This is a genomic window from Mesorhizobium sp. M0968 (genome assembly GCF_040319065.1).
Lineage (GTDB): Bacteria > Pseudomonadota > Alphaproteobacteria > Rhizobiales > Rhizobiaceae > Mesorhizobium.
This window is the reverse complement of the sequence record NZ_JAMYNL010000008.1, coordinates 16197-41102: the sequence shown is the minus strand read 5'-3', so window position 1 is coordinate 41102 and position 24906 is coordinate 16197. Positions and strand designations below refer to the sequence as shown.

25 protein-coding genes are annotated in these 24906 nt (G+C 63.8%); 15 read left to right on the top strand and 10 right to left on the bottom strand.

The features are described from left to right. Nucleotides 1-2: 2 nt before the first annotated feature. Complete coding sequence (locus tag NKH67_RS16260) at nucleotides 3-770, bottom strand: alpha/beta hydrolase (protein WP_352919850.1); 768 nt, start codon at nucleotides 768-770, stop codon at nucleotides 3-5. Nucleotides 771-985: 215 nt separating this feature from the next. Here NKH67_RS16260 and infC point away from each other — a divergent pair, with 215 nt between their 5' ends. The 7 genes from infC (at nucleotide 986) to NKH67_RS16225 (ending at nucleotide 7533) form a co-directional block, all read left to right on the top strand. After that, nucleotides 986-1522, top strand: coding sequence for a translation initiation factor IF-3 (infC, locus tag NKH67_RS16255; protein ID WP_023677573.1), 537 nt, complete (start codon nucleotides 986-988; stop codon nucleotides 1520-1522). A 199-nt stretch (nucleotides 1523-1721) separates the two neighbouring features. After that, on the top strand, nucleotides 1722-2363 hold the full coding sequence (locus tag NKH67_RS16250; RefSeq protein ID WP_353031285.1) for a methyltransferase family protein: 642 nt from the start codon (nucleotides 1722-1724) through the stop codon (nucleotides 2361-2363). A gap of 191 nt (nucleotides 2364-2554) precedes the next feature. Continuing rightward, nucleotides 2555-2758, top strand: a complete 204-nt coding sequence (rpmI, locus tag NKH67_RS16245) for a 50S ribosomal protein L35 (RefSeq protein ID WP_006201248.1) — start codon at nucleotides 2555-2557, stop codon at nucleotides 2756-2758. 35 nt (nucleotides 2759-2793) lie between these two features. Further along, nucleotides 2794-3195 carry a 50S ribosomal protein L20 gene (gene rplT / locus NKH67_RS16240; RefSeq protein WP_006201247.1) on the top strand — a complete coding sequence of 134 codons (402 nt, stop codon included), beginning with the start codon at nucleotides 2794-2796 and terminating at the stop codon, nucleotides 3193-3195. A gap of 95 nt (nucleotides 3196-3290) precedes the next feature. Next, nucleotides 3291-4376 carry a phenylalanine--tRNA ligase subunit alpha gene (pheS, locus tag NKH67_RS16235; protein ID WP_353031283.1) on the top strand — a complete coding sequence of 362 codons (1086 nt, stop codon included), beginning with the start codon at nucleotides 3291-3293 and terminating at the stop codon, nucleotides 4374-4376. A gap of 106 nt (nucleotides 4377-4482) precedes the next feature. Next, entirely contained in the window at nucleotides 4483-6891 is a 2409-nt protein-coding gene (pheT, locus tag NKH67_RS16230) for a phenylalanine--tRNA ligase subunit beta (protein ID WP_353031281.1), read from the top strand. A gap of 39 nt (nucleotides 6892-6930) precedes the next feature. Next, nucleotides 6931-7533: a nucleotidyltransferase family protein gene (locus NKH67_RS16225; protein WP_352682204.1), complete on the top strand. Its 603-nt coding sequence runs from the start codon at nucleotides 6931-6933 to the stop codon at nucleotides 7531-7533. A gap of 270 nt (nucleotides 7534-7803) precedes the next feature. Here the strand turns inward: NKH67_RS16225 and NKH67_RS16220 are convergent, their stop codons facing one another. Further along, nucleotides 7804-8799, bottom strand: a complete 996-nt coding sequence (locus tag NKH67_RS16220) for an aldo/keto reductase (protein WP_352682202.1) — start codon at nucleotides 8797-8799, stop codon at nucleotides 7804-7806. 105 nt (nucleotides 8800-8904) lie between these two features. Here NKH67_RS16220 and NKH67_RS16215 point away from each other — a divergent pair, with 105 nt between their 5' ends. The 5 genes from NKH67_RS16215 to NKH67_RS16195 all read left to right on the top strand — a co-directional run bounded on the left by NKH67_RS16215 (nucleotide 8905) and on the right by NKH67_RS16195 (nucleotide 13922). Next, on the top strand, nucleotides 8905-9795 hold the full coding sequence (locus NKH67_RS16215; protein WP_352682200.1) for a LysR family transcriptional regulator: 891 nt from the start codon (nucleotides 8905-8907) through the stop codon (nucleotides 9793-9795). A 60-nt stretch (nucleotides 9796-9855) separates the two neighbouring features. Next, a complete protein-coding gene (locus NKH67_RS16210) occupies nucleotides 9856-10434 on the top strand; it encodes a cytochrome b (protein WP_352682198.1) in 579 nt (192 codons plus the stop codon). 68 nt (nucleotides 10435-10502) lie between these two features. Then, nucleotides 10503-11078 (top strand): YceI family protein, encoded by a 576-nt coding sequence (locus NKH67_RS16205; RefSeq protein ID WP_352472551.1) that lies wholly within the window; start codon nucleotides 10503-10505, stop codon nucleotides 11076-11078. Between the two features lie 140 nt (nucleotides 11079-11218). After that, nucleotides 11219-12205 (top strand): Gfo/Idh/MocA family protein, encoded by a 987-nt coding sequence (locus NKH67_RS16200; RefSeq protein WP_353031279.1) that lies wholly within the window; start codon nucleotides 11219-11221, stop codon nucleotides 12203-12205. A 58-nt stretch (nucleotides 12206-12263) separates the two neighbouring features. After that, entirely contained in the window at nucleotides 12264-13922 is a 1659-nt protein-coding gene (locus NKH67_RS16195; protein WP_352682194.1) for an FAD-binding dehydrogenase, read from the top strand. 165 nt (nucleotides 13923-14087) lie between these two features. Here the strand turns inward: NKH67_RS16195 and NKH67_RS16190 are convergent, their stop codons facing one another. Next, nucleotides 14088-14834: a GntR family transcriptional regulator gene (locus tag NKH67_RS16190; RefSeq protein WP_352540004.1), complete on the bottom strand. Its 747-nt coding sequence runs from the start codon at nucleotides 14832-14834 to the stop codon at nucleotides 14088-14090. 99 nt (nucleotides 14835-14933) lie between these two features. Between NKH67_RS16190 and NKH67_RS16185 the strand changes: the two genes are divergently transcribed. The 3 genes from NKH67_RS16185 (at nucleotide 14934) to NKH67_RS16175 (ending at nucleotide 16795) form a co-directional block, all read left to right on the top strand. Then, nucleotides 14934-15488, top strand: coding sequence for an autotransporter (locus NKH67_RS16185; RefSeq protein WP_353031277.1), 555 nt, complete (start codon nucleotides 14934-14936; stop codon nucleotides 15486-15488). 156 nt (nucleotides 15489-15644) lie between these two features. Continuing rightward, nucleotides 15645-16430 carry a DUF899 domain-containing protein gene (locus NKH67_RS16180; RefSeq protein WP_352682190.1) on the top strand — a complete coding sequence of 262 codons (786 nt, stop codon included), beginning with the start codon at nucleotides 15645-15647 and terminating at the stop codon, nucleotides 16428-16430. Between the two features lie 98 nt (nucleotides 16431-16528). Beyond that, nucleotides 16529-16795, top strand: coding sequence for a hypothetical protein (locus NKH67_RS16175; RefSeq protein WP_352682188.1), 267 nt, complete (start codon nucleotides 16529-16531; stop codon nucleotides 16793-16795). Nucleotides 16796-16841: 46 nt separating this feature from the next. Here NKH67_RS16175 and NKH67_RS16170 read toward each other — a convergent pair whose 3' ends face one another. The 7 genes from NKH67_RS16170 to bcoG form a co-directional block, all read right to left on the bottom strand. After that, nucleotides 16842-17780, bottom strand: coding sequence for an alpha/beta hydrolase (locus NKH67_RS16170; protein ID WP_353031275.1), 939 nt, complete (start codon nucleotides 17778-17780; stop codon nucleotides 16842-16844). A 222-nt stretch (nucleotides 17781-18002) separates the two neighbouring features. Then, nucleotides 18003-18785 carry a carnitinyl-CoA dehydratase gene (locus tag NKH67_RS16165; protein ID WP_352472543.1) on the bottom strand — a complete coding sequence of 261 codons (783 nt, stop codon included), beginning with the start codon at nucleotides 18783-18785 and terminating at the stop codon, nucleotides 18003-18005. Then, entirely contained in the window at nucleotides 18778-20856 is a 2079-nt protein-coding gene (locus tag NKH67_RS16160) for an acetate--CoA ligase family protein (protein WP_352682185.1), read from the bottom strand. Before NKH67_RS16160 ends, NKH67_RS16165 begins: the two co-directional genes overlap by 8 nt. A gap of 186 nt (nucleotides 20857-21042) precedes the next feature. Beyond that, nucleotides 21043-22206: an acyl-CoA dehydrogenase family protein gene (locus NKH67_RS16155; protein ID WP_352682183.1), complete on the bottom strand. Its 1164-nt coding sequence runs from the start codon at nucleotides 22204-22206 to the stop codon at nucleotides 21043-21045. 4 nt (nucleotides 22207-22210) lie between these two features. After that, nucleotides 22211-23284, bottom strand: coding sequence for a 3-hydroxyacyl-CoA dehydrogenase NAD-binding domain-containing protein (locus NKH67_RS16150; RefSeq protein ID WP_352682181.1), 1074 nt, complete (start codon nucleotides 23282-23284; stop codon nucleotides 22211-22213). Beyond that, a complete protein-coding gene (locus NKH67_RS16145) occupies nucleotides 23281-23910 on the bottom strand; it encodes an HD domain-containing protein (protein ID WP_352682179.1) in 630 nt (209 codons plus the stop codon). The genes NKH67_RS16150 and NKH67_RS16145 overlap by 4 nt, the downstream gene beginning before the upstream one ends. A 31-nt stretch (nucleotides 23911-23941) precedes the next feature. Then, nucleotides 23942-24853 (bottom strand): 3-dehydrocarnitine:acetyl-CoA trimethylamine transferase BcoG, encoded by a 912-nt coding sequence (gene bcoG, locus NKH67_RS16140; protein WP_352451615.1) that lies wholly within the window; start codon nucleotides 24851-24853, stop codon nucleotides 23942-23944. Between the last annotated feature and the right edge of the window lie 53 nt (nucleotides 24854-24906).

The window sequence follows — 24906 nt, the reverse complement described above, 5'->3', positions numbered from 1 at the left end:
ATCTATCCCGCCTGCCGCACCATAGCGTCCACCGCCCGCACCAGCATGTCGAGATCCTGCGGCCGCGACAGGCGGTGGTCGCCGTCGGGAATGAGCGACAGCGTGACGTCGTCGGCCGGCAGCAGGCTGACCAGCTTCAGCGCATGGCTCGACGGCACGTCGGGATCGGCCAGCCCTTGCAGGATATGGACCGGACAGTGCGTGTCGATCGGCCCGGTCATCACCCGGTTGTTGCGGCCGTCCTCGATCAGTGTGCGCGTGTAGATGTACGGTTCGGCGGAATAGTCCGACGGCTCTTCGAAAAAGCCCTTTTTCCTGAGGTTGCGCTTCTGCGCCCCGGTCAGCACCGGCTCCACCAGTTCGAATGTGAAATCGGGCGCCGGCGCCAGCAGCACAAGGCCGGCGACGCTGTTCTCGCCCGCCTTGCGCAACTCCTGCACCATGCGCAGCGCGATCCAGGCGCCCATCGACGAACCGACCAGGATTTGCCTGCCCTGGGTGAAACGGCGGAAAACCGCCAGGCTCTCGCCCAGCCATTTCGAGATGGTGCCGTCGGCAAAGGCGCCGCCCGATTCGCCGTGGCCGGAATAATCGTGGCGCAGGAAGGCGCGGCCTTCCCCGAGCGCCCATTCCGACAAGGTTTCGGCCTTGGTGCCCAGCATGTCGGATTTGTAGCCGCCAAGCCAGACGATGCCGGGCTCGGCACCTGCCGCATGCCTGACGGCGATGCTCGTCCCGTCGACGTCCAGGAAGATCGGGGTGGTGCTCATGGTGTATTCCCTCACGCCGGTCTTTTGGCACAGCAAGGCATTCAACGAAAAGTGCTCCGCCACTTTCTTCGCTTGGTGCAGAGGAGCATTCCATCGAGCAGGTGATTTCCTGAGAATGCTGTGCTATTGACTCCGACCGCGCGCTCACCACATTGCGCGTTCGCAATTCTGAACTGAAGAACCCCTTAACGAAACGGCTCAAGGAGACCACGACCATTCGCAGACCTTTCAAAGCAGCGGCGCCCACCAAGGAAGGCCCGCGCTCCAACCGTGACATCCGGGTTCCCCGGGTCCAGCTAATCGACGCCGAAGGCCAGAACCGCGGCGATGTCTCCATCAACGACGCATTGCTGCTCGCCGAAGAGGCTGGGCTCGATCTGGTCGAGATATCGCCCAATGCAGTGCCGCCCGTCGTAAAGATCCTCGATCTCGGCAAGCTGAAATACGCCAACCAGAAGAAGGCGGCCGAGGCGCGCAAGAACCAGAAGGTCATCGAGATCAAGGAGATCAAGATGCGCCCGAACATCGACAGCCACGACTACGAGACCAAGATGAAGGCCGTCCGGCGCTTTTTCGAGGAAGGCGACAAGGTCAAGCTGACATTGCGCTTCCGCGGTCGCGAGATGGCGCATATGGAACTCGGCATGCAGCTTCTGAACAAGGTTCGCGAGGAAGTGGCGCCCATCGCCAAGGTCGAAGCCGAACCGAAGCTCGAAGGCCGCCAGATGATGATGGTGCTGGCGCCCCGCTAAAGCGCGTTGCGCTTTAGTTCTGTTTGTGCATGTCGTTGTCGCAAAACCGCAGCGCACTTTTGGGCGACGTGCATTAAATCCGCCTGAATCATATTGCAAGGCGTCCCGGCGATCGGCGGGGCGCCTGTTCTTGGCCAGACGCTGCGATCGCCGGCGAGAGCAAAGACGCTCTGGTTCCCTCGACGATCGGATTCCCGACATGGTCAATGACGTCAAGCATTCGGAAGCCAAATATGGGCTGGGCAGCTACCAGCACACGCGCAGGATGGTGCTTGCCGTCGTCGTCGTCGTCCTGTTCGCGATGCTTTTGTTCGGGCAGTCGGTTTTTCCGCCCGATACGCCTGTGCATGAAACGATCGAAATGGTCGGCGTCGTGCTGATCTTTCTCGGCATCGTCGGACGCTTGTGGTCGACGCTCTATATCGGCGGTCGCAAATCCTCCGAAGTGGTGACCGGCGGACCCTATTCGATCACCCGCAACCCGCTCTATGTCTTCTCTACTTTAGCTGCCGCCGGTGTCGGCGCACAGATCGGCTCCATCACCGCCACGATCGGCTTTGGAGCGCTCTGCGCGGGTGCCTTTTACATCGTTATCCTGCGCGAGGAGAAATTCCTCAGGCAGGTTCTTGGCGCGCCATACCAGGCCTACCTGTTGAAAGTGCCGCGCTTCTTCCCGAAACTGTCGCTGTATCAGGAAGGCGACACCGGCGGCTTCAAGCCGCGCCTGCTGCGAACCACGCTGCTCGACGGTCTGGTCTTCCTGGTTGCCTTGCCGGCTTTCGAACTGATCGACGGCGCCCAGCAGTCCGGCATATTGCCGGTGCTGTTCCGTTTCCCCTGAGTACGGTGTTGCTGAGTACCGTGTTGCTGGGCACGGGGTGTTGCGCGCGCCCCCGCTTTGACGTATAGGACCGCCGTTCTCAAAAAACCGCCCGGCAGGGCATGCCGTGGCGGTTTCATTTGCTTTTCGGGCTTTGGTCGGCCTGAAGCGAACAAAAAGCGCATTGGTGCGCATATAAACGGAGTAGCAAAATGCCCAAGATGAAGACCAAATCGGCCGCCAAGAAGCGGTTCAAGATCACAGGTACGGGTAAAGTTCTGTCGGCTGCGGCCGGCAAGCGTCACGGCATGATCAAGCGGTCCAACAAGTTCATTCGAAATGCCCGCGGCACGATGGTTCTGGCTGAACCGGATGGCAAGAAGGTCATCAAGAATTTTCTGCCGAACGGCCTCTGAGCATTCGGTCTGGACAGCGTTAAGGAGATCATGACATGGCACGCGTAAAGAGAGGCGTCACCTCGCACGCCAAGCACAAGAAGGTCCTGAAAGCCGCCAAGGGTTTTTACGGCCGTCGCAAGAACACCATCCGCATCGCCAAGCAGGCGGTGGAAAAGTCGCTGCAGTACGCCTATCGCGACCGCAAGAACCGCAAGCGCTCGTTCCGCGCGCTGTGGATCCAGCGCATCAATGCGGCGACGCATGAGCATGGCCTGACCTATGGCCGTTTCATCGACGGTCTCAACAAGGCCGGGATCGAGATCGATCGCAAGATCCTGTCGGACATGGCCATCCACGAGCCGCAGGCCTTCGCCGCACTCGTGGCCAAGGCCAAAGTCGCGCTCGAATACCTGAAGAATACCACGCCGAATGCTTTTGAAAGCGCTGTCGCTTAAGACCAGCGCTTCCCAAGCTATTCGACACTTGATTTGGGAAACCCGCGCTGGCAGGGCTGGCGCGGGTTTTCTTTGCTTCCAATCGGATCTGGAACATGAGTGACATGGAAACTCTCGAAAATTCCCTGATGGCCGAGATCGCCTCGGCCGCCGACGAGCAGGCGATCGAGGCGGTGCGTGTCTCTGCCCTTGGCAAGAAGGGCTCGGTTTCCGAGATGCTGAAGACACTCGGCTCGATGAGCGCCGAGGAGCGACAGGTCAAAGGCCCGGCAATCAACGGCCTCAAGAACCGCGTCACCGAGGCACTTTCGTCGCGCCGCGCCGAGCTGAAAGATGTGGCGATCACGGCACGGCTTGCCGCCGAGAAGGTCGACGTCAGCTTGCCGGTCAGGCAATCGCCGGCCGAGCGCGGCCGCATCCATCCGATCAGCCAGGTTATCGACGAGATCGCAGCGATTTTCGGCGATCTCGGCTTTGCCATCGCCGAAGGTCCCGACATCGAGACCGACTATTACAATTTCACCTCGCTGAACTTCCCGGAAGGCCACCCGGCGCGCGAGATGCACGACACGTTCTTCTTCCAGCCGGACGAGCAGGGCGAGCGCAAGCTTTTGCGCACCCACACCTCGCCGGTGCAGATCCGCACCATGGAGATGCAGAAGCCGCCGATCCGCATCGTCATCCCCGGCAAGACCTACCGGCAGGATTCCGATGCCACCCACTCGCCGATGTTCCATCAGGTCGAGGGGCTGGTGATCGACAAATCGGCCAACGTCGCCAACATGAAATGGGTGCTGGAGGAGTTCTGCAAGGCCTTCTTCGAAGTGCCGAGCGTCAAGATGCGCTTCCGGCCGTCCTTCTTCCCGTTCACCGAGCCCAGCCTCGAGGTCGACATCCAGTGCGACCGTTCGCGGCCCGGCGAGGTGCGCTTCGGCGAGGGCTCGGACTGGATGGAGATCCTCGGCTGCGGCATGGTCCACCCCAATGTGCTCCGTTACGGCGGGCTCGATCCCGACGAATACCAGGGCTTCGCCTGGGGCATGGGCATCGACCGTATCGCCATGCTGAAATACGGCATGCCGGATCTGCGCGCCTTCTTCGACGCCGATGTCCGCTGGCTGTCGCATTACGGTTTTAGGCCGCTCGACATGCCGACGCTGTTCGGGGGCTTGAGCGCGTGACGACCGGGCCGCAGCAAATCCGCGGGCAGCTGGCCTTCCTGCACATGTCCGACGCGCGGCCGCATAGCTTCAAGTGCAACGTGCCCAGACCAGACGGAACACAGTCATGAAACTCACCCTCTCCTGGCTCAAGGATCATCTCGAGACAGACGCCTCGCTGGCGGAAATCGTCGAGCGTCTCACCTCGATCGGCCTCGAGGTCGAGCATGTCGACGACCGGGCGAGCCTGGCTCCCTTCGTCATCGCCAAGGTGGTGACGGCGGTCCAGCATCCCGACGCCGACCGACTTCGCGTGCTGACCGTCGACACCGGCGACGGCAAGCCGCCGGTGCAGGTCGTGTGTGGAGCGCCGAACGCCCGCGCCGGCCTGATCGGCGCCTTTGCAGCACCGGGCACCTATATTCCCGGCATCGACGTGACGCTGACCGTCGGCAAGATCCGCGGCGTTGAAAGCCACGGCATGATGTGCTCCGAGCGCGAGCTCGAATTGTCCGAGGAGCATGACGGCATCATCGACCTTCCGGCCGATGCGCCGGTCGGTACCAGCTTCGCCGCCTATGCCCATCTCGACGACCCGCTGATCGAGATCAATCTGACGCCGAACCGGCCGGATGCGACCAGTGTCCATGGCATCGCCCGCGATCTGGCGGCGAGCGGGCTCGGCACGCTGAAGAGCGCGCCGATAGAGCCGATCCCCGGCAAGGGCGAGACGCCGGTCAAGGTGACGATCGAAGCGCCGGAGCTCTGTCCCGGCTTTGCGCTGCGCCTGGTGCGCGGCGTCAAGAACGGACCGTCGCCGAAATGGCTGCAGCAAAGGCTTCTCGCCATCGGCTTGAGGCCGATCAGCGCGCTCGTCGATATCACCAATTACGTCACCTTCGACCGCGGCCGGCCGCTGCATGTCTTCGACGCTGCGAAGGTCACCGGCAATCTCGCCGTGCGCCGGGCGCGTGATGGCGAAAAGGTGCTGTCGCTCGACGGCCGCGAATACACGCTGACGCCGGAGATGTGCGTGATCGCCGACCAGGACGGCATCGAATCGATTGCCGGCATCATGGGCGGCGAGCATTCCGGCTGCGACGAGAACACCACCGACGTGCTGATCGAGTCGGCGCTTTGGGACCCGATCACCACCGCCCGCACCGGCCGCACGCTCGGCATCATCACCGACGCACGCTACCGCTTCGAGCGTGGCGTCGACCCGGAAATGATGATTCCCGGTGTGGAGCTGGCGACGAAGCTGGTGCTCGATTTCTGCGGCGGTACGCCGGCGCAAACCGAAGTCGTCGGCTATGCCGGCCATCAGCCGAAGATCGTCTCGTTCCCATTGTCGGAAGTGAAGCGGCTGACCGGCATCGAAGTGCCGCGCTCGACAAGCCTCGACATTCTTGCCCGCCTCGGCTTCAGGCCGGAGGGCACGGGCGATGTCGTCAATGTGGCGGTCCCGTCCTGGCGGCCGGATGTCGACGGCAAGGCCGACCTGGTCGAGGAGGTCATGCGCATCCACGGCGTCGACAACATCGCGCCGCAGCCGCTCGGTTCGCACGATGCGGTCAACGCCAGGATCCTCACTGTGCTGCAGATCCGCACCCGCGCCGCCAAGCGGGCACTTGCCGTGCGCGGCATGATGGAGGCCGTCACCTGGTCGTTCATTCCGGCAAAACACGCCGAATTGTTCGGCGGCGGCCAGCAGGCGCTGAAGCTTGCCAACCCGATCGCCGCCGATATGTCGGACATGCGGCCGTCGCTGCTGCCGGGGCTGATCGCGGCAGCGCAACGCAATGCCGACAAGGGCATCGGCGATGTCGCGCTGTTCGAAGTTTCGGGCACCTATGAAGGCGACGGCGCCGACCAGCAGCGGCGTGTTGCCGCCGGTGTGCGGCGCGGCACCGCCAGGCTCGAGGGCTCCGGCCGCCATTGGGCCGGCAACGCCGGCGCCGTCGGCGTCTTCGATGCCAAGGCCGATGCGATCGCCGCACTCGAAGCCTGCGGCGCGCCGGTCGAGCGGCTGCAGATCGAGGCCAGCGGCCCGGCTTGGTATCACCCCGGCCGCTCCGGCACGATCAAGCTCGGGCCGAAGGTAATCCTTGGCACGTTTGGCGAGTTCCACCCGAAGACGCTGGAGAGGCTTGACGTCTCCGGCCCGCTTTGCGGCTTCGAAGTGTTCATCGATACCGTGCCCGAGCCGAAGGCCAAGCCGACGCGGACAAAGCCGAGACTGGATCTGTCCGCCTTCCAGGCAGTCAAGCGCGATTTCGCCTTCGTCGTCGACAAGGCGGTCGAAGCCGGCACACTCGTTCGCGCCGCCCTTGCCGCCGACCGAAAGCTGATTTCCGGCGTCTCGGTGTTCGATGTTTTCGAGGGTGCAGCGCTCGGCGCGGCGAAAAAATCGATCGCCATCGAAGTGTCGATCCAGCCGGTCGAAAAGACGCTGACCGACGAGGATTTCGAGGCGCTGGCCAAGCGCATCGTCGAGAATGTTGGCAAGCAGACCGGCGGCGTGCTGCGCGGCTGAGGGGTTGCGAGCGCCTGGCGAATCGCCGTCCAAAGGGCGATGGACCATTTGCGCTATTGCGGGCTGCCCTTCGAGAAACAGCGTGCAGTCTTTCTCGATATCGTCTCGGCCGATCCGCTGATTGCCGAGACGCTGTCGCGGGTACGGGTGCTAGGCCTGCCGGACTGGCTGGTCGTGTCCGGCGCGCTTTACAACAGCGTCTGGAATCATCTGACCGGAAAGCCATCGGGGTACGGCATCCGGGATGTCGACCTGTTTTATTTCGATGAGAGCGATCTGTCCTATGAAGCCGAGGACACGGTCATCCGCCGTGCGGCGAGGCATTTCGAAGGGCTGAAGCTGCCGGTCGAGGTTCGCAATCAGGCACGGGTGCATCTGTGGTTTGAGGCGCGCTTTGGCGGTTCCTATCCCAGACTGTCGTCGTCCGCCGAGGCGCTGTCCTATTTCGCTTCGAAAACCCATGCGGTCGGCGTTAGATTCGACACCGATGGGCAACTCGCGCTCGTGGCGCCGTTCGGGCTCGACGACATCTTCTCGTTTCGCGTTACCCCGAACCGTGCACTGGATAATCGGCAGACGCACGAGATGAAGGGCGCGCGTGCCAGGGAGAACTGGCCGGAGATCAGTGTCATGCCTTGGTAGGAAATGTCGGCGCGAGGCACCCCCCTCTGCCCTGCCGGGCATCTCCCCCTCAAGGGGGGAGATCGGATGTCGCCTCGGCTTTCGCCAATCACCGGCGCCGGAAGGGCGGGCAGGGCGCGGGAACTGCCAATCTCCCCCCTTGAGAGGGAGATGTCCGGCAGGACAGAGGGGGGTGCCTCGCGCCGAGGTCTCACAACGCTTTGCATCGCACCGTATTAGTCAAAAAGGGGTGCCCAAACGCCCCGTTTCGATTACGCCGTCGATTGCCGTTCACCCGTTAACCAGCGCCAGCAGCTCCTCGGTATAGCGCTTGCCGACCACCTTTTCCGGCGACAGGGCGTCGCCGATGGATGCCACCTCGGCCTGGCTCAGCACGATATTGGCTGCCGCCGTATTCTGTTCGAGATGTCGTATCTTGCGGGCACCAGGGATCGGCACAATGAAGTCGCCCTGATGCAGCACCCAGGCGAGCGCCAGCTGCGCCGGCGTCACGCCCTTCCCGGCGGCCATCTTTTCCAGCACGGCGACGACCGCCGCATTGGCCGCCATGGCGTCGGCCTGGAAGCGCGGCAACCCACGGCGCCAGTCGTCGGCGCCGAGAACATCGGGCTTGGCGATCGTGCCGGTGAGCAGGCCGCGGCCGAGCGGGCTATAGGGGACAAAGCCGATGCCGAGCTCACGGCAGACAGCAAACACCTCCTCCTCCGGATCGCGGCTCCACAGTGAATACTCGCTCTGCACGGCGGCGATCGGGTGCACGGCATGCGCCCGACGAATGGTCGCCGCACTCGCCTCCGACAGGCCGAGCGCCCGCACCTTGCCCTCGCGCACCAGCTCGGCCATGGCGCCGACCGTATCCTCGATCGGCACGTTGGGGTCGACGCGGTGCTGGTAATAGAGATCGATCACCTCCGTATCCAACCGCTTCAATGACGCTTCGGCCACCGCCTTGACATGCTCCGGGCGGCTATCGACACCGGCCATGCGCTCCATGCCGCTGCCTTCTTCGAGGATTTTGAAGCCGAATTTGGTTGCGATCGTCACCTTGTCACGCACCGGCTTCAGCGCCTTGCCGACCAGGGTCTCGTTCTCGAAAGGGCCATAGACCTCGGCCGTGTCGAAGAAATTGACCCCGATCTCGACGGCATGGCGCAGCGTGGCAATCGCCTCCGCCTCCGGCTGGCCACCATAGGCAAAGCTCATCCCCATGCAGCCGAGGCCGACCGGGTAGACGTCGAGTTCATTGCCAAGCTTGCGGGTTTGCATCACGTGTCTCCTTGTTGTGATGGTTGTGATGCCGCAGAGATAGCGTCTTGCGCCGAGTTCGATAATCGGCTCTCAATTGCACGGGCTGTTCCAAGAAATAGATCAATGAAGCGAACCCATCTTTCACAGCTCGCGGTACTGGCAATGGTCGCCCAATGCGGCAGTTTTCGCGGCGCCGCCAAGGAACTGGCAATCGCGCCGTCGGCGGTCAGCCACGCGGTGTCCAGCCTCGAAGCGCGCCTCGGCGTGCGCCTTCTGGCACGCAGCACGCGCAGCGTTGCTCCGACCGAGGAGGGCGCGCAACTGCTTGAGCGCCTCAGGCCGGCGCTGTCGGAAATCGACCTGGCGCTGGAATCGGCGATCGAGGCGCGCCACCGGCCGGCGGGCAATCTCAGGCTGACCGTGCCGCGCACCGCCGCCCACCTGGCGCTGACGCCAAGGCTCGGCGCCTTTGCTGCTGCCTATCCCCACATCGTGCTGGAGATCGTCATCGAGGACCGCTTCACCGACGTGGTCGAGGGCGGCTTCGATGCCGGTGTGCGGCTGGGCGAGAGCCTGCAGCGCGACATGATCGCAGTGCGCATCGGACCAGACCTTCGCGGCGCGGTGGTCGGCACGCCATCCTACTTCGAGACCAGGTCCAAGCCGCAGCATCCGCGCGATCTCGCCGCTCACCGCTGCATCCGCTTCCGCTTCTCCAGCGGCATCATCTATCGCTGGGAATTCGAGAAAAACGGCGAGGAGATCGAAATCCCGGTGGAAGGGCCGCTGATCCTCGACGAGGACCATCTGATTGCCAATGCCGCGGTCGACGGCGCCGGGCTCGCCTTCGTGTTCGAGGACTATGTCCGCGACCCGCTCGCCGCCGGCAAGCTCGTTCGCGTGCTGGAGGACTGGTGCCCGCGCTTCGATGGTTTCTTCGTCTATTACCCCAGCCGCCGCCAGATGCGGCCGGCGCTCAGGGCCTTTGTCGATTTTTTCAAGGTCGGCGAATAAGCCAACCCTCCCCACAAGGGAGAGCTGGAAGAAAGTCGACCTGGCATTCGTTCACCGACCATGTCAGCACTGCCCAAAAACCAGACGGCCGGCTACGGCTGGACGGCGATCATCCTTCACTGGCTGATCGCGGCGCTCTTTATTGGCCAGTTCGTGCTCGGCTTCGTCATGGTGCGGCTGTCCAGCCAGCGCACCGCCTTCGAGCTGATCCAGCTGCATAAATCCTTCGGCTTCCTGCTGCTTGGACTGGTCATCCTGCGCATTGCCTGGCGCCTGGGCAGAACGGCCCCATCGCTGCCGCACTCGGTCGGGCCTTTCGAGCGCCGTGCGGCGCCGCTGGTCCATCTCGCGCTTTATGCGTTTCAGCTCGCTCTGCCGTTGTCCGGCTGGGCGCTGGTCTCGGTCTCGGTGCTGGAGATCCCGAGCGTGCCGTTCAATCTGTTCGTCATGCCCAATCTGCCGCTCGGTGAATCGGACACGGCAGAAAGCTTCTGGGCAGCGACGCACTGGTATCTCGCCTATGCCGGCATCGGACTTGTCGCTTTGCATCTCGCCGCAGCGCTGCGCCATCATTTCTGGCTGAGGGATACCGTGCTGACGCGCATGATCACGGCTTCGTCACATCACGACAGGGAATAGAGCGGACGGCTCATTCGTTGATGGGGCGAGGACGCAAGAAAGCGTTGCCTGCCAAGAGGACCATTTCCATGTACGCGCGCATCTTCGGATTTGCGGCAGCTGCCGCTTGTTTTGCCATGCCTGTTTTCGCCGCCGTTGCCCTTGGCGAGGCGGCCGGCAGCTACACGATCAGCCCGGGGAGTTCCAGCATCCATTTCTCCATCGCCAAGCTCGGCGGCGGCGGGCTCGACGGTGCCTTCTCCCGCTTCAAGGGCAGTATCCTCATCGACAACAGCGATGTCGGCCGGTCCCGGGTCAATTTCACCATCTTTCCCGAAAGCGTCGGTACCGGCCAAAGCCGCATCGATGCCTTTCTCCGCTCGGACGCAGTCTTCGACGCGGCCAACAATCCGGAGATCCAGTTCCGTTCGACCAGCGTCAAACGCACCGGCGACACGTCGGCCCTTGTCACCGGCCGGCTGACGGCGCGCGGCAAGACCTTTCAGGAAAAATTCACGGCCGAGCTCGGCGGCCTCCGGGCGGGCACGATAAAATTCCACGTCACCGGCAAGGTGCTGCGGTCGCGCTACGGCATGGATGTCGGCACGCCGATTTATTCCAACGTCGTCGATTTCGACATGACGCTGACGGGTAGAAGGGGATAGCCTTTGCAGGTTCCGCAGGGGGCAGCGCCGGCATCCGGACAAGCCGCAGATGATCGCCCTGTTCGCCGCCATGCTCCCGCATTGGCTTTTCTCCTGAATTAGGGCAAACCTCCAGGCCTGCAATCGAGAGGAGAAATCTGATGTTCCGATGGGGAGTTTTGTCGACGGCCAAGATCGGCCGCGAGCAGCTTTTGCCGGCAATCGTCGAAGCGGAGAACGGCGTGCTGTCCGCGATTGCCAGCCGCGATCTGTCGAAAGCGCAGGCGCTGGGCGAACGCTTCGGTGCGCGCCACGCGTTCGGCTCCTATGAGGAGCTGCTCGCCTCCAGCGACATCGACGGCGTCTACATTCCGCTGCCGACCTCGCAGCATGTCGAATGGACAGCCAAGGCGATCGAGGCCGGCAAACATGTTCTGGTCGAAAAGCCACTGGCGCTCGACGCCAAGGACATTCCGCTATTGATCAAGCTGCGCGATGCCAGGAAGGTGCTGGTCTGCGAAGCCTTCATGGTCGTCTACCATCCGCAATGGATCAAGGTGCGCGACCTCATCGCCAACGGCGCCATCGGCCGGCTGCGCCATGTCCAGGGCGCGTTCTCCTATTACAATGTCGACCCCAACAACATGCGCAACAAGCTCGATCTCGGCGGCGGTGCGCTGCCCGACATCGGCGTCTATCCGACGGTATCGACGCGCTTTTCGACCGGCAAGGAGCCGCTGCGCGTCCAGGCGACGATCGAGCGCGACAAGACATTCGGCACCGACATCTATTCCTCGATCCGCGCCGATTTCGGCGACTTCGAGCTGTCGTTTTACCTGTCGACGCAGATGGCGGCACGCCAGGTGATGGTCTTTCACGGCGAGAAGGGCTTCATCGAGGTGTTCTCACCGTTCAACGCCGGACTCTACGACCATCACCGCGTCGAACTGCACAACCAGAACCACAGCGAGGCGCAGGTTTTCCGCTTTCCCGGCACGCAACAGTACCGGCTGGAAGTCGAGGCCTTCGCGCGGGCGGCACGGGGCGGCAAGGATCGTGTCTTCACCCTGGAAGAATCGGTGCTCAACCAGAAGGTCATCGATGCCATCTTCCGCGCCGGCGAGAAGGAAGGCTGGGAGGCAGTCTAGGCCGGCGATGATCCCAAAAAGTGGGGACCGGTTTTTGGACGAGATCATGGCCAAATAGATGTCCGACGATGCGGATGTGATCATTGTCGGCGCCGGCCTTGCCGGCCTTGTCGCGGCGGCCGAACTGACTGCGGCCGGCAAGAAGACCATCATCGTCGAGCAGGAGCCTGAACAGTCGCTTGGCGGCCAGGCATTCTGGTCGCTCGGCGGCATCTTCCTCGTCGATTCGCCCGAACAGCGGCGCATGCGCATCCGCGATTCGTATGAGCTGGCGCTCGAGGACTGGCTGGGCACCGCAGCCTTCGACCGCACGGAAGATCTCTGGCCGCGCCGCTGGGCCGAGGCCTATCTCGGCTTCGCCGCCGGCGAGAAGCGCTCCTGGCTCATGCAGCGCGGCCTGAAATTCTTTCCGGTGGTCGGCTGGGCCGAGCGCGGCGGCGGCAATGCCGTCGGCCACGGCAATTCGGTGCCGCGCTTCCACATCACCTGGGGCACCGGCCCTGGCGTGCTCGAACCGTTCGCGCAGCGCGTACGCGAGGCCGAGAAGCGCGGGCTGATCCGCTTCAAATTCCGTCACCGGGTCAACGAATTGACGCGGACGGGCAGCGTCGTCAACGGCGTGCGCGGCGACCTATTGGCGGCGAGCGATGCCGAGCGCGGCCGCAAGAGCTCGCGCGAGATCACCGGTGATTTCGAGCTGAAGGCGCAGGCCGTCATCGTCGCCTCCGGCGGCATCGGCGCCAATCACCGGCTGGTCCGGGAGAATTGGCCGAAGCGGATGGGCGCGCCGCCGAAACGCATGATCACCGGCGTTCCCGATCATGTCGACGGCCGCATGCTGGCGATCGCCGAAGCCGCCGGCGGCCGGCTCATCAACCGCGACCGCATGTGGCACTATGTCGAGGGCGTCAGGAACTGGGCACCGATCTGGACCGATCATGCGATCCGCATCCTGCCCGGCCCGTCATCGCTGTGGCTCGATGCGCGCGGCAAGCGCCTGCCGGTCCCGCTCTATCCCGGCTTCGACACGTTGGCCACGCTCAGCCACATCATGAGCACCGGCTTCGATCATTCCTGGTTCATCCTGACCAAAAAGATCATCCAGAAGGAGTTCGCGCTGTCGGGCTCCGAGCAGAACCCCGATCTGACGGAGAAGAGCTGGCGCCAGGTGCTCGGCCGCGCCACCAGCGGCGTTCCCGCGCCGGTCAAGGCGTTCATGGAGAAGGGCGAGGATTTCATCGTCGAGCCTGATTTGCCGGCGCTGGTCGCCCGCATGAACGCAGTGGCCGGCGGCGAGCCGCTGCTCGAACTGGCGCAGGTTGAGCGCGAAATCCGCGCCCGCGACCGGCAGCTCGACAATCCGTTCTCCAAGGACATGCAGATTACTGCGTTGCGCGGCGCGCGAGCCTATCTCGGCGACCGGCTGATCCGCACCGCAAGACCGCACAAGCTGCTCGATCCCGCCAATGGCCCGCTGATTGCCGTCAGGCTCAGCATCCTGACCCGCAAGACGCTCGGTGGGCTGGAGACTGACCTCGACAGCCGCGTGCTGGGCGCCGGCGGCCAACCAGTCGAGGGGCTGTACGCGGCGGGCGAGGCCGCCGGTTTCGGCGGCGGCGGCATGCACGGCTATGCAGCGCTCGAAGGCACGTTTCTCGGCGGCTGCATCTTTTCCGGCCGCAGTGCCGGACGGGCGGCGGCACACGCGGTGGGGTGAAACAAGGCCCGCCGGCGGCCGTTGCGCCAAGGTGGCGGGTCGCACCGAATGGCCAACTTCCCTTAGAGCATTTTGCAGCCGAATGGAATCATTTGGCGTCCGCATAAATGCGGCAAAACAGATAGTTAGAGCGGGTTACCGGTTCCAGGAGAACCGGAACCGGCTTTAGGTGAAGGGCTGCAAATTGACGTCTTGAAGCTTGGAACCGGCAAGCAAAGCCTCGAGCACCTGCTTCTTGAGAGACAGGCACTGCGAACGGGCAAGTTTGACGATGGCGGAAATCTCGCCTGCCTCACAGGCAAGGACCAGCTCCTTTTGCTGGGCGATGATCAACTGGGTGAAGTCGCGGGACTTGAAGCCGAGGTGGAGAACCCGCGCCGACTGGTCGAGTATCTGGTCCAGCAGATGCGCCAGTCGTAAATTTCCCGAGAGCTCCGCAAGGGCCAGACGAAACGCACGGTCGGCCGCAAGGAAGGCGACGTGGCTGCGTAGCGTCTCCGGCTTCAGCACTTTTTGCGCTGCCAGCCTGACATCCTCGAGCCCGCGCTCGGTCATGTTCGATGCCGCCACCCTGAACACTTCCGGCTCGATCAAGCTGCGGACATCGAAGATCTCGTTGACATCCCGCAGGCTGAGCGTAGCAACGACGTAGCCGCGGCGCGGCTCGCTCCTGACCAGTCCTTCCTGCATCAGTCGGGCCAGCGCCGCGCGGATGGTCGCCTTTTTGATCTGGTATCGATCACCGATCTGTTTCTCCGTCAGCGCCTCGCCGGGGCGCAGCACGCAGGCGATGATGTCGTTCCTCAGCTGCTCATATGCCTGTTCCCTGCGAAGGACGTCGGCGGCTGACAGTGCTGTCGCCTCGACCGTAGCCGGTCTTGCCGGTTCGGCGGTCAACTTCGTCGTTTTCATATTTTGTCCGTCTGGCTGTCCGATTGACGCTGGCCTCAGCATTCGCTAGCGTGATCATCTCAAATTGATAATCTGAGCATCTCAGGGAGGATAACTGATATGCCTTTAGCCGCCAACTCGCCCCTCTACGCTGTTGCTGATGATATCGTCAATGCCGCGAAGGGGCCAGATCCCCTCGAACCGGTAAGGACGGTCCTGGGCGACTACACCAACCGCTTTCACGCATCGGGAACACTCGCTCACGAAGAAGACGACGACGAGGTGCTTCTGCATGCGAGTCCGAACCTGACGATCTATCACATCACTCTGTCGCCCGGCCTGCAGTACCCGCCTCACAACCACCTGATGGATGCCTTGATCGGCATCTACAAGGGCAGCGAGACGAACTTCATCTATCCCGTTGCCGGCAGCGAACTCGATGTTCCCGAAAGGCAGGACATCGCAGCGCCTGCCGTGGTGCACATGGCGTCAAATACCGTTCATGCGGTTGCGAATACGGGCGGTTCGCGATCGGGTGCGCTGCATGTCTACCTCGGCGATCTCACACGAACCCACCGGCAGCTGTGGAGTCCGGATAGCAACCAGGCCGAGCCGTTTGACAATGACCGCTATCTGGCCGGCGCTCGGCCCGTTCAGCAGTCCGGGCACGAATGAGCGCAGGGGCGTCGCGGGCGGCGAAATTGGCCGTGATCAGCGGACCCGTCGGAATCGCGTCACACTTGTCACTCTCGCCAACCCGCTATCGCCCCTATCCTATCTGACGACCCAACACGTCGCGCCTGCGGCGACAAACCAGCAAGGAGATGCACAATGACGGCACATCAGAATGGCACAGGCGAGCAGACGAAGCGGCTCGCGATGAAGACACCACCGGTCGTTTCGTCTGACGCGTGGGAGGCCGCGCGCCAGCAACTGCTCGTGAAAGAGAAGACCGTGACCCGGGCTCGCGACGCACTGGCCGCCGAGCGCCGGCGGATGCCGTGGATGGCGGTGGAGAAGACCTATACGTTCGAAGGGCCTGATGGAAAGGTGAGCCTGCTCGACCTGTTCGAGGGCCGCCGTCAGCTGATCGTCTACCGCGCCTTCTTCGAGCCCGGCGTATTCGGCTGGCCCGACCACGCTTGCCGCGGCTGTTCGCTGGGGGCGGACCAGGTCGGCAACCTCGCCCATCTGAACGCCCGCGACACCACGCTTGCCTACGCCTCGCGCGCACCGCAGGCCGACATTGCGCGGCTGAAGGCGCGGATGGACTGGAAGATGCCCTGGTACACCATCACCGACAGCTTCGATGCCGACTTCGGCGTTGACGAGTGGCACGGCCACAACGTGTTCATCCGCGACGGCGACCGCGTGTTCCGCACCTACTTCATCAACAACCGCGGTGACGAGGCGATGGGGACCGTATGGAGCTATCTCGACCTGTCGCCGCTCGGCCGCCAGGAGGTTTGGGAGGATTCGCCCGAGGGCTATCCGCAGACGCCGACGTACAAGTGGTGGAATTGGCACGACAATTACGGCGCCGAAGCCGTCCCCGACAAAAAATGGGTCGAGATATCGGACGCCGGAGAGGCCGCGTTCCGGAATCGCACCGAATAGAACGTCTTTGGCGTCGCGGAAATGCAGCCAGGACAATTGGAGGAGCGGGATGCACGGTTCAATTCGACGCATCCCGCTCGCTATGCAGGACTACGGACATGAGCGAGATTCATGCAGGCGGATCCACCGGCGATGCGAGCCCGGCCGACCATAGTGCAGCCGATTGGCTGTCCTTTGCGGCCGCGCCGACCTTCGCAACCATGGCGCTGCTGACGCTTCTCGGCGGAGCGCCGGACATGATGTGCTCGACCGGGCAAGAGGCGTCACCGCTGGACGGCATGGTCCCGATGTACCTGCTGATGAGCGGCTTCCATTTAGGACCTTGGCTGAAGCAGGTTTCCGGCCGGCGACGCCGCCGCAAATAGAGCTGTACCGGCCGACAAAGGCCCGTTCTGGTCGGGAAGACATCCCTCACCAGATCCACTCGCCCCTTCCCAAAACCGCTACCGCATCGACAATCCGGGTAAAGCTCGAGCGGGCGCGGCCGGCCGTGTGCCTGGCGCGCAAATAGCCATGCACCAGCCCCGGCTCCTCGAGCCACCAGGCGCGCCCGCCCGCGGCAACGATGCGGTCGCGATAGGCTTCGCCGTCCGACGACAGCGGGTCGCATTCGGCGGTGATCACGACGGTGGGCGGCAGATTGGCGAACTCGGCGTCGGCGAGCGGCCACAGAGTGAGATCGCCGGTGCGATCCTCGCCACCGGTCCTGATGTCCCTGTAGAAAACGAGGTCGCGCGCGGTAAGCATCGGCGCTTCCGCGTGGGTGACGTAGGAACCGGCGGAGCTGTCGCCGCCAAGGCCGGGATAGACCAGAATCTGGCCGATCGGCTTGCGCGCATGGCCGCGCGTTGCGTGACTGACGGCGGCGGCGAGATTGCCGCCGGCACTGTCGCCGCAGAGCAGGACAGGACGCTCGTAAGTCGCCGCCGCCCATTCGAAGGCGCTGATGGCATCGTCGAAGGCGGCCGGATGAAGGTGTTCAGGTGCCAGCCGGTAGTCGACCGAAACCACTTCGTAGCCGGTGCGGCTGCAAAGCTCGGCGCAGAGGTCGTCATGGCTGTCGAGCCCGCCGAGGATAAAACCGCCGCCATGGAAATAAAGCACCATTGCCGAAGCTTCCGGCGCCGGGGCGCCGTAGATGCGGATCGGAATGTGCCAGGGTGTGGCAATGGCGGTGGTTTCCGCCGTGACGCCTTGGGGATAGCCGGCAAAGAACTCGCGGCACATCCGGTTATAGATCTGGCGCTGCTCGGCGACGGTGTAGTCGATCGTATCGGGCGGATAATAAGAATTGGTCCGCTCGATGAAGGCCCAGGTCTCGGCGTCGATGAGGGTTTTGTAGTCGGTCATGGGCGCTGAATGGATCGCAATGAATCCGCGTGAACACCCCCCTCTGGCCTGCCGGCCATCTCCCCCTCAAGTGGGGAGATTGGCAGCTTCGGCCTTGCAGCCCATCTTGCAACGTTGGAGATTGGCGAAAACCGAAGCGACATCCGATCTCCCCCCTTGAGGGGGAGATGGCCGGCAGGCCAGAGGGGGGCGTGACGGAGTGCCGTCATTTCGGCAATACCTTCATTTCCCCTTCCACACCGGATCGCGCTTTTCGGCAAAGGCGCGAAAGCCCTCGAGATTGTCCTCCGAGCCGTAGAGTGCGTCAACCGTCGACAGTTGCCGGCGCGTCACCCGGTTCATGGCGTCCTGGAAAGTCAGCGATTCTGCGACCCGGGCCGTCTCCTTGATCGCGGCGAAGACCAGCGGCGGGCCGCTGGCGAGCAGCCGCGCGATCTCCCAGACCCGGTCCTCCAGTCTTTCCTTGGGCAGCACCTCGTTGACTAGGCCCCATCGATGCGCCTCGGCGACATCCATCCAGCGGCCGGTGAGCAGAAGGTCCATGGCGACATGGTAGGGGATGCGCTTCGGCAGCTTGATCGTCGCCGCATCGGCCAGCGTGCCGGCGCGGATTTCGGGCAGCGCGAAGGAGGAGTGGTCCGACGCATAGATGAGGTCGCAGGATAGCGCCAGTTCGAAGCCGCCGCCGACCGCCATGCCGTTGACGCAGGCGATCACCGGCTTGTTGAGGTCGCGCAGTTCCTGCAGCCCGCCGAAGCCGCCGACGCCGTAGTCGCCGTCGACCGCGTCGCCGCCGGCCGCGGCCTTCAGGTCCCAGCCGGCGCAGAAGAACTTGTCACCGGCGGTCTTGACGATGGCGACGCGCAAGTCGGGATCGTCGCGAAACGCCTTGAAAGTCTCGCCCATCAGCCGCGACGTCTTCAGGTCGATGGCATTGGCCTTGGGCCGGTCGAGCGTGACTTCGAGGATAGTGCCCTCGCGGCGGGTGGTGATGACGTCAGACATTTTTGTTCTCTCCAAGCACCAGCAGCGCATCGGCGATCCAGGCGCCCTTGCCTTCGGTGCAGACGATCAGCGGATTGATGTCGAGTTCCTCGATCTCGCCGGCGTTTTGCTGCACGAAAGCGGCAATGCCCGATATCGCATCGATTGCCGCTCCGACATCGGCCTTCGGCCGACCGCGATAGCCGTCGAGCAGCGGGAACAGTTTCAGCCCGCGCAAAGCGGCCTCGATATCGTCGCGGGTCGCCGGCAGCATCAGCGTGACGCTGTCGCGCAACAGCTCGACCAGCACGCCGCCGGTGCCGAGCGTCATCACGGCGCCGAACATCGGGTCGCGGGTGAAGCCGACGAGCAGCTCGGCGACGCCGTCGCGCACCATGCGCTCGACATAAAGGCCCGTGCCGAGCGGGCCGAGATCGTGGGCGGCGGTGCTGACGGATTCGGCATCCCTCAAATTGAGCCGGACCGCGTCGAGCTCGGACTTGTGGATGACACCAAGGGCCTTCAGCGCCACCGGGAAGCCGAGCGCCATCGAGGAGATGACAGCTTCGACCGCGTTGCCGGCGCGCTCGCCCTTCGGCACGGGGAGCCCGGCCTCGATGAGCCGCGCCTTCGCCTCGGCCTCGTCCGGCGTGACATGGTCGCCGACCGGCGCGCCGGACGCCGAAGTGTCGATCGGCTGCGCCTGCGGCTCGCGCCAGGCCCAGCCGATGAAGGCCGCCGCCTGGGCGGCGTCCATGGCTTCGGAGATGCCGAACAGCGGCACCATGCCCCGCGCCATCAGGCCGGCAGTGTATTCCTCGGGCAGGTTCTCCGGCAGCGAGGAGACGATCGCGCCTTGCGCGCTGTTGGTCTTCAGCGCCGATTCGAAGGCGCGCAGCGTCGCCCACCAGTCGGTGTCCGAGCAGCGGTCGGGGCGCGGGAAATCGAGCACCAGCATGTTGAGGTCGAAGCCCCCCGACACCATCGCGGTGAAGGTGGCGGTCATCGCCGGCTCGTTGTTCCAGATGAAGGTGTGGTAGTCGAGCGGGTTGGCCACCGCGACCAGCGGCCCGAGCGTCGATTTGACATGCGCGCGGTGCTCGGGGGTGAGTGGCGGAAACGTCACCCAGCGGCCTTCGGCGCTGTCGGCCATGACCGACGCCTCGCCGCCCGAACAGCTCATCGACGATAGCCGGTAGCCGGGCAGGGGGCCGGTGACGTGCAATAGCTTGAGCGCCTCGATGAAGGCGGGAATTGAATCGATGCGGGCGATGCCGAGCCGCTTCAGGAAGGCGCCGGACGCCGCGTCCGAGCCGGCCAGCGACGCGGTATGGGAAACGGTCGCCTGCCGCGCCTGCTCGGAGCGGCCGACCTTCATGGCGATGACAGGCTTTTTCAGCTCGCGTGCCCGTGCCGCCAGCCTTTCGAAGCCGGCTACCGAATCGAAGGCCTCGATATGCAGGCCGAGCGCGGTGACGCGGTCGTCCTCGATCAGGCCGAGCGCCATTTCGGAAAGCCCGGTCTGCGCCTGGTTGCCGGCGGTCATCAGAAAGGCGATCGGCAGGCCGCGCTTCTGCATCGTCATGTTGATGGCGATGTTCGACGACTGGGTGATGATGGCAACGCCGCGACCGCCTTCTGGCAGCCTGATGCCGCCATGCTGGTCGGGCCACAAAAGCGCGCCGTCGGCGTAGTTGATGAGCCCGTAGCAGTTCGGCCCGATGATTGGCATTTGGCCCGCCGCCGCGACCAGCTCGGCCTGCAGCCGCTCGCCGTCCTCGTCATAGGCCTCGGTTTCGAGGAAGCCGGCGGCGAAGCAGACCGCACCGCCGGCGCCGCGCTCGGCCAGTGCCTTGACCACTTCGATGGTCAAGTGCCGATTGACGCCGACGAAAGCGGCATCCGGCGCGCCGGGCAATTCGGCCACCGAGCGATAGGCCTTGCGGCCGGCGACCTCGGCCTTGCTCGGATGCACCGGCCAGATATCGCCGGCAAAGCCCATCTTGATCGATTGCGCGACCACGGCGGCAGCCTGCGCACCACCGAAGACCGCGATCGTTCGTGGGCGCAAAAGACGTTCAAGTTTGTGCATGAACACCCCCCTCTGCCCTGCCGGGCATCTCCCCCTCAAGGGGGGAGATTGGCAGTTGGGCCGCCGGCCCCAGGCATGCAACGGTAATAACTGGCGAAATCAGGAATGGCGGCCGATCTCCCCCCTTGAGGGGGAGATGTCCGATAGGACAGAGGGGGGCGCGAAGGAATGCAAACATTGCGCTGTTCAGCCCCCGAACGGGCGCAGCAGCGCCCGCGAGATGATGTGGCGCTGGATTTCCGAAGTGCCTTCCCAGATGCGCTCGACGCGGGCGTCGCGCCAGATGCGCTCGAGCGGCAAATCGTCCATCAGCCCCATGCCGCCATGGATCTGGATCGCCTCGTCGGCGACGAAGGCAAGCATCTCGGTGGCCTTCAGCTTGGCCATGGCCATGTCCTGATCGGTAACGGTGCCCTGATCGTACTTCCAGCCGGCTTCGAACACCATCAGGTCGGCGGCCTTCAGCTCGGTCGCCATGTCGGCGAGCTTGAACGACACGCCCTGGAACTTGCCGATCGGCTGGCCGAATTGCTGGCGCTGCGCGGCGTATTCGATGGCATGGCCAAGCGCCCGCTCGGCACGGCCAAGGCAGGTGGCGCCGACTTGCAGGCGCGTTGCGCCGAGCCATGAATTGGCGACATCGAAGCCTTTGTGGACCTCGCCGAGAACTTGGCTCGCCGGCAGCCGGCAATCGTCGAATTCGAGAATGGCATTGGTATAGCCGCGATGCGAGACGTTGCGGTAGCCGTCGCGCACGGTAAAGCCCTTGGTTCCCTTGTCGACGAAAAAGGCGGTGATCTTCTTGCGTTTTCCACGCGAAGACTCTTCCTCACCCGAGGCCATGAAGACGATGGCGAAATCGGCGAGATCCGCATGGCTGATGAAATGCTTGGTGCCGTTCAGCACCCAGTCGTCGCCGTCTTGCACGGCGCTTGCCTTCATGCCGCGCAAATCGGAGCCGGCGCCCGGCTCGGTCATTGCCAGGCAATCCCATTTCTCGCCGCGAATGCAGGGAAACAGATATTTTTCGCGCTGCTCCGGCGTGCCGGCGAGAAGGATGTTCGAAGGCCGCGCCACGCAGGTCCAATGCAGCGCGTAATTGGCGCGGCCGAGTTCCTTTTCATAGAGCAGCCAGGTCACCGTATCGAGCCCGGCGCCGCCGACTTCCGTTGGCATGTTGGCGGCATAGAGGCCGGCTTCGATCGCCTTGGCCTTGATCTCCTCGATCAGCTCGCGCCGCAGCACGCCGGTACGCTCCACTTCGCGCTCATGCGGGTAAAGCTCGTTCTCGACGAAGGCCCGCGTCGTCTCGACGATGAGCTTCTGCTCCTCCGAAAGACCAAAATCCATGGTCTCAGCCTTTCTTCCTTTTCTTCGGCTTTTCAGCCTTGGCCTTTTCGGCCGCCTTGGAGGCGGTGGGCTTCTTCGCCGCGAGCTTGGCCAGCTGCCTGGTGTAGTCCTTGTGCAAGGCGCCGGCACCCCAGCCTTTGCCTTTGTTCTGCTTCGACAGTGCCTCCATGATGGCGACCAGATTGTCGTCGCGGATCTTTTCGAGATCGCGGATCGACAGACCGTGCGCCTGATCGTCCGACTGGGTCGCGATCAGCTCGACCAGCTCGTCGTTGAACTCCGGCACGTCCATCAGCTTGGTCCACGGCCATTTCAGGCACGGGCCGAACTGCGCCATGAAGTGGCGCATGCCGGCCTCGCCGCCGGCGACGCGATAGACCTGGAACATGCCCATCTGCGCCCAGCGCAGGCCGAAGCCGTAGCGCATGATGTCGTCGAGCTCCTCGACCGTGCAGATGCCGTCCTTGACCAGCCACAGCGCCTCGCGCCAGGCCGCTTCGAGCAGCCGGTCGCCGACGAAGGCTTCGATCTCCTTGCGGATCACCACCGGCTTCATGCCGATCGAGGCATAGATCTCCTTGGCGACCTCGATCGCCTCGGGAAAGGTCTGTTCGCCGCCGACGATTTCGACCAGCGGCAGCAGATAGACGGGGTTGAACGGATGGCCGACGACCAGCCGCTCCGGGTGCTTCTTCATCGCCACCTGCATGTCGGTCGGCTTGATGCCGGAGGTGGAGGATCCGACAATGGCGTTGGCCGGCGCATAAAGGTCGATCTCGGCCAGCACGCGGTGCTTCAGGTCGAGCCGCTCCGGCACGCTTTCCTGGATGAAGTCGGCGTCTGCCACCGCCTCGGCGATCGTCTTGGCGAAGGTAAGCTTGCCCTCCTTCGGCAGGCCGCCGGGCAGCATCTGCTTGTAGGCGCGTCGCGCTCCCTTCATCACCTCGCCGACCTTGCGTGACGCCTCGGGGTCGGGATCGAAGATCGACGCGTCGATGCCGTTGAGCAGCAGCCGCGCCACCCAGCCGGCGCCGATGACGCCGCCGCCGATGGCGGCCGCCTTGTTGATGATGCTCATGCGGAGGCTCCGGTTCTTGTCCTGGCTGTTGCGGGGTCGGTGAGGGCGACGCGCTCGCCGGCACGGATCACGGACGCGTCATAGGCCTTGCGCGCGAACACTTCGAGCAGGAAGGGCCGGAAGAAATCGATCGGCAATGTCTCGTAATCCGGGTCGAAGCTCGACTGATCCCAGCGTTCGCAAAACTCATCGCAATCGTCGAAGTAGATGTGCCCGGCGAAACGGTCGCGGGCGTGTGGATTGCCGCCGAGGTGGTGGGCGTAATAGAGGCGCTGGAAATCGCCGTGCTTCTCCACCACCCAGGTGCATTGCTCGCGCACAAAAGGCTTCAGGATGGCGGCTGCATACTCGTCGTGGTTATAGGGCGCGTAGATGTCGCCGATATCGTGCAGCAAGGCGCAGGCAATCCAGTCGGTGTCGGCGCCGTCGCACCAGGCCCGTGTTGCCGCTTGCAGTGAATGGCCGAGCCGGGTGATCTTGTAGCCCGAGAGGCCCGCATCAAGCTGGACGAGCGCGTCGAGCAGCCGCTCGCCGGTCTTTGCCGCATAGTCGATCTCGTGCTCGGTGAGGAAGGCATAGTCCTCGCGGTCGCCGTCCTTCATGGCGGTGAATTTCACGGTCTTCATCAGCGGCTCCTCCCAACCGGCTACCGGCTTTTCAAAGCGGTGCGCGCTTCGTCAGGTTCAGCTTCTTGCGGACTTCGTCCGGGCCGATGACCCTGGCGCCCATATTCGACACGATGCTGACCGCCCGCTCGACCAGCTGCGCATTGGTCGCCAGCACGCCCTTGTCGAGCCAGAGATTATCCTCCAGTCCGACGCGGACATTGCCGCCGGCCAGCACCGCGGCCGCGACATAGGCCATCTGGTTGCGGCCAATGGCAAAGGCCGACCAGTTCCAGGTCGACGGTACATTGTTGACCATGGCCATGAAGGTGTTGAGGTCGTCCGGCGCGCCCCACGGCACGCCCATGCACAATTGCACCAGCGCGTCCGGCTTCAGCACTTCTTCCTCGACCAATTGCTTGGCGAACCACAGATGCCCGGTGTCGAAGGCCTCGATCTCCGGCTTGACGCCGAGCGCCGTCATCATGCCGCCCATGGCACGCAGCATGCCGGGCGTATTGGTCATGACATAATCGGCCTCGGCGAAATTCATGGTGCCGCAATCGAGCGTGCAGATTTCCGGCAGGCACTGGCGCACATGTTCCATGCGGTTGCTCGCGCCGCCCATGTCCGTGCCTTTTTCGTTCAGCGGCAGCGGTTTCTCCGGCGGGCCGAATACCATGTCACCCCCCATGCCGGCGGTCAGGTTCAGCACCACGTCGACGTCCGCCGCGCGGATGCGCTCGGTTACTTCGCGATAGAGATGCACGTCGCGCCTAGGCTTGCCGGTCTCGGGATCGCGCACGTGGCAGTGCACGATCGCCGCACCCGCCTTTGCCGCCTCGATGGCCGAATCGGCGATCTCTCTGGGCGACCGCGGCACATGCGGGCTGCGGTCCTGCGAACCGCCGGACCCGGTCACGGCACAGGTAATGAAAACCTCACGGTTCATCGCTAACGGCATCGGACTCTCTCCCAATAGAACGTAGGGCAAGAATGCCTGACTTGCCGGAAACT

Bases quoted from the DNA above. Each gene is read 5' to 3' on its own strand.
- NKH67_RS16210 (WP_352682198.1), top strand. From the start codon at position 9,856: ATGTCAGCACTGCCCAAAAACCAGACGGCCGGCTACGGCTGGACGGCG.
- NKH67_RS16165 (WP_352472543.1), bottom strand. From the start codon at position 18,785: ATGTCTGACGTCATCACCACCCGCCGCGAGGGCACTATCCTCGAAGTC.
- NKH67_RS16260 (WP_352919850.1), bottom strand. From the start codon at position 770: ATGAGCACCACCCCGATCTTCCTGGACGTCGACGGGACGAGCATCGCC.
- NKH67_RS16200 (WP_353031279.1), top strand. From the start codon at position 11,219: ATGTTCCGATGGGGAGTTTTGTCGACGGCCAAGATCGGCCGCGAGCAG.
- NKH67_RS16205 (WP_352472551.1), top strand. From the start codon at position 10,503: ATGTACGCGCGCATCTTCGGATTTGCGGCAGCTGCCGCTTGTTTTGCC.
- NKH67_RS16220 (WP_352682202.1), bottom strand. From the start codon at position 8,799: ATGCAAACCCGCAAGCTTGGCAATGAACTCGACGTCTACCCGGTCGGC.
- rpmI (WP_006201248.1), top strand. From the start codon at position 2,555: ATGCCCAAGATGAAGACCAAATCGGCCGCCAAGAAGCGGTTCAAGATC.
- NKH67_RS16160 (WP_352682185.1), bottom strand. From the start codon at position 20,856: ATGCACAAACTTGAACGTCTTTTGCGCCCACGAACGATCGCGGTCTTC.
- rplT (WP_006201247.1), top strand. From the start codon at position 2,794: ATGGCACGCGTAAAGAGAGGCGTCACCTCGCACGCCAAGCACAAGAAG.
- NKH67_RS16185 (WP_353031277.1), top strand. From the start codon at position 14,934: ATGCCTTTAGCCGCCAACTCGCCCCTCTACGCTGTTGCTGATGATATC.
- NKH67_RS16180 (WP_352682190.1), top strand. From the start codon at position 15,645: ATGACGGCACATCAGAATGGCACAGGCGAGCAGACGAAGCGGCTCGCG.
- NKH67_RS16225 (WP_352682204.1), top strand. From the start codon at position 6,931: ATGGACCATTTGCGCTATTGCGGGCTGCCCTTCGAGAAACAGCGTGCA.
- NKH67_RS16145 (WP_352682179.1), bottom strand. From the start codon at position 23,910: ATGAAGACCGTGAAATTCACCGCCATGAAGGACGGCGACCGCGAGGAC.
- NKH67_RS16155 (WP_352682183.1), bottom strand. From the start codon at position 22,206: ATGGATTTTGGTCTTTCGGAGGAGCAGAAGCTCATCGTCGAGACGACG.
- pheS (WP_353031283.1), top strand. From the start codon at position 3,291: ATGAGTGACATGGAAACTCTCGAAAATTCCCTGATGGCCGAGATCGCC.
- NKH67_RS16195 (WP_352682194.1), top strand. From the start codon at position 12,264: ATGTCCGACGATGCGGATGTGATCATTGTCGGCGCCGGCCTTGCCGGC.
- NKH67_RS16215 (WP_352682200.1), top strand. From the start codon at position 8,905: ATGAAGCGAACCCATCTTTCACAGCTCGCGGTACTGGCAATGGTCGCC.
- pheT (WP_353031281.1), top strand. From the start codon at position 4,483: ATGAAACTCACCCTCTCCTGGCTCAAGGATCATCTCGAGACAGACGCC.
- NKH67_RS16250 (WP_353031285.1), top strand. From the start codon at position 1,722: ATGGTCAATGACGTCAAGCATTCGGAAGCCAAATATGGGCTGGGCAGC.
- NKH67_RS16175 (WP_352682188.1), top strand. From the start codon at position 16,529: ATGAGCGAGATTCATGCAGGCGGATCCACCGGCGATGCGAGCCCGGCC.
- NKH67_RS16170 (WP_353031275.1), bottom strand. From the start codon at position 17,780: ATGACCGACTACAAAACCCTCATCGACGCCGAGACCTGGGCCTTCATC.
- NKH67_RS16190 (WP_352540004.1), bottom strand. From the start codon at position 14,834: ATGAAAACGACGAAGTTGACCGCCGAACCGGCAAGACCGGCTACGGTC.
- NKH67_RS16150 (WP_352682181.1), bottom strand. From the start codon at position 23,284: ATGAGCATCATCAACAAGGCGGCCGCCATCGGCGGCGGCGTCATCGGC.
- bcoG (WP_352451615.1), bottom strand. From the start codon at position 24,853: ATGCCGTTAGCGATGAACCGTGAGGTTTTCATTACCTGTGCCGTGACC.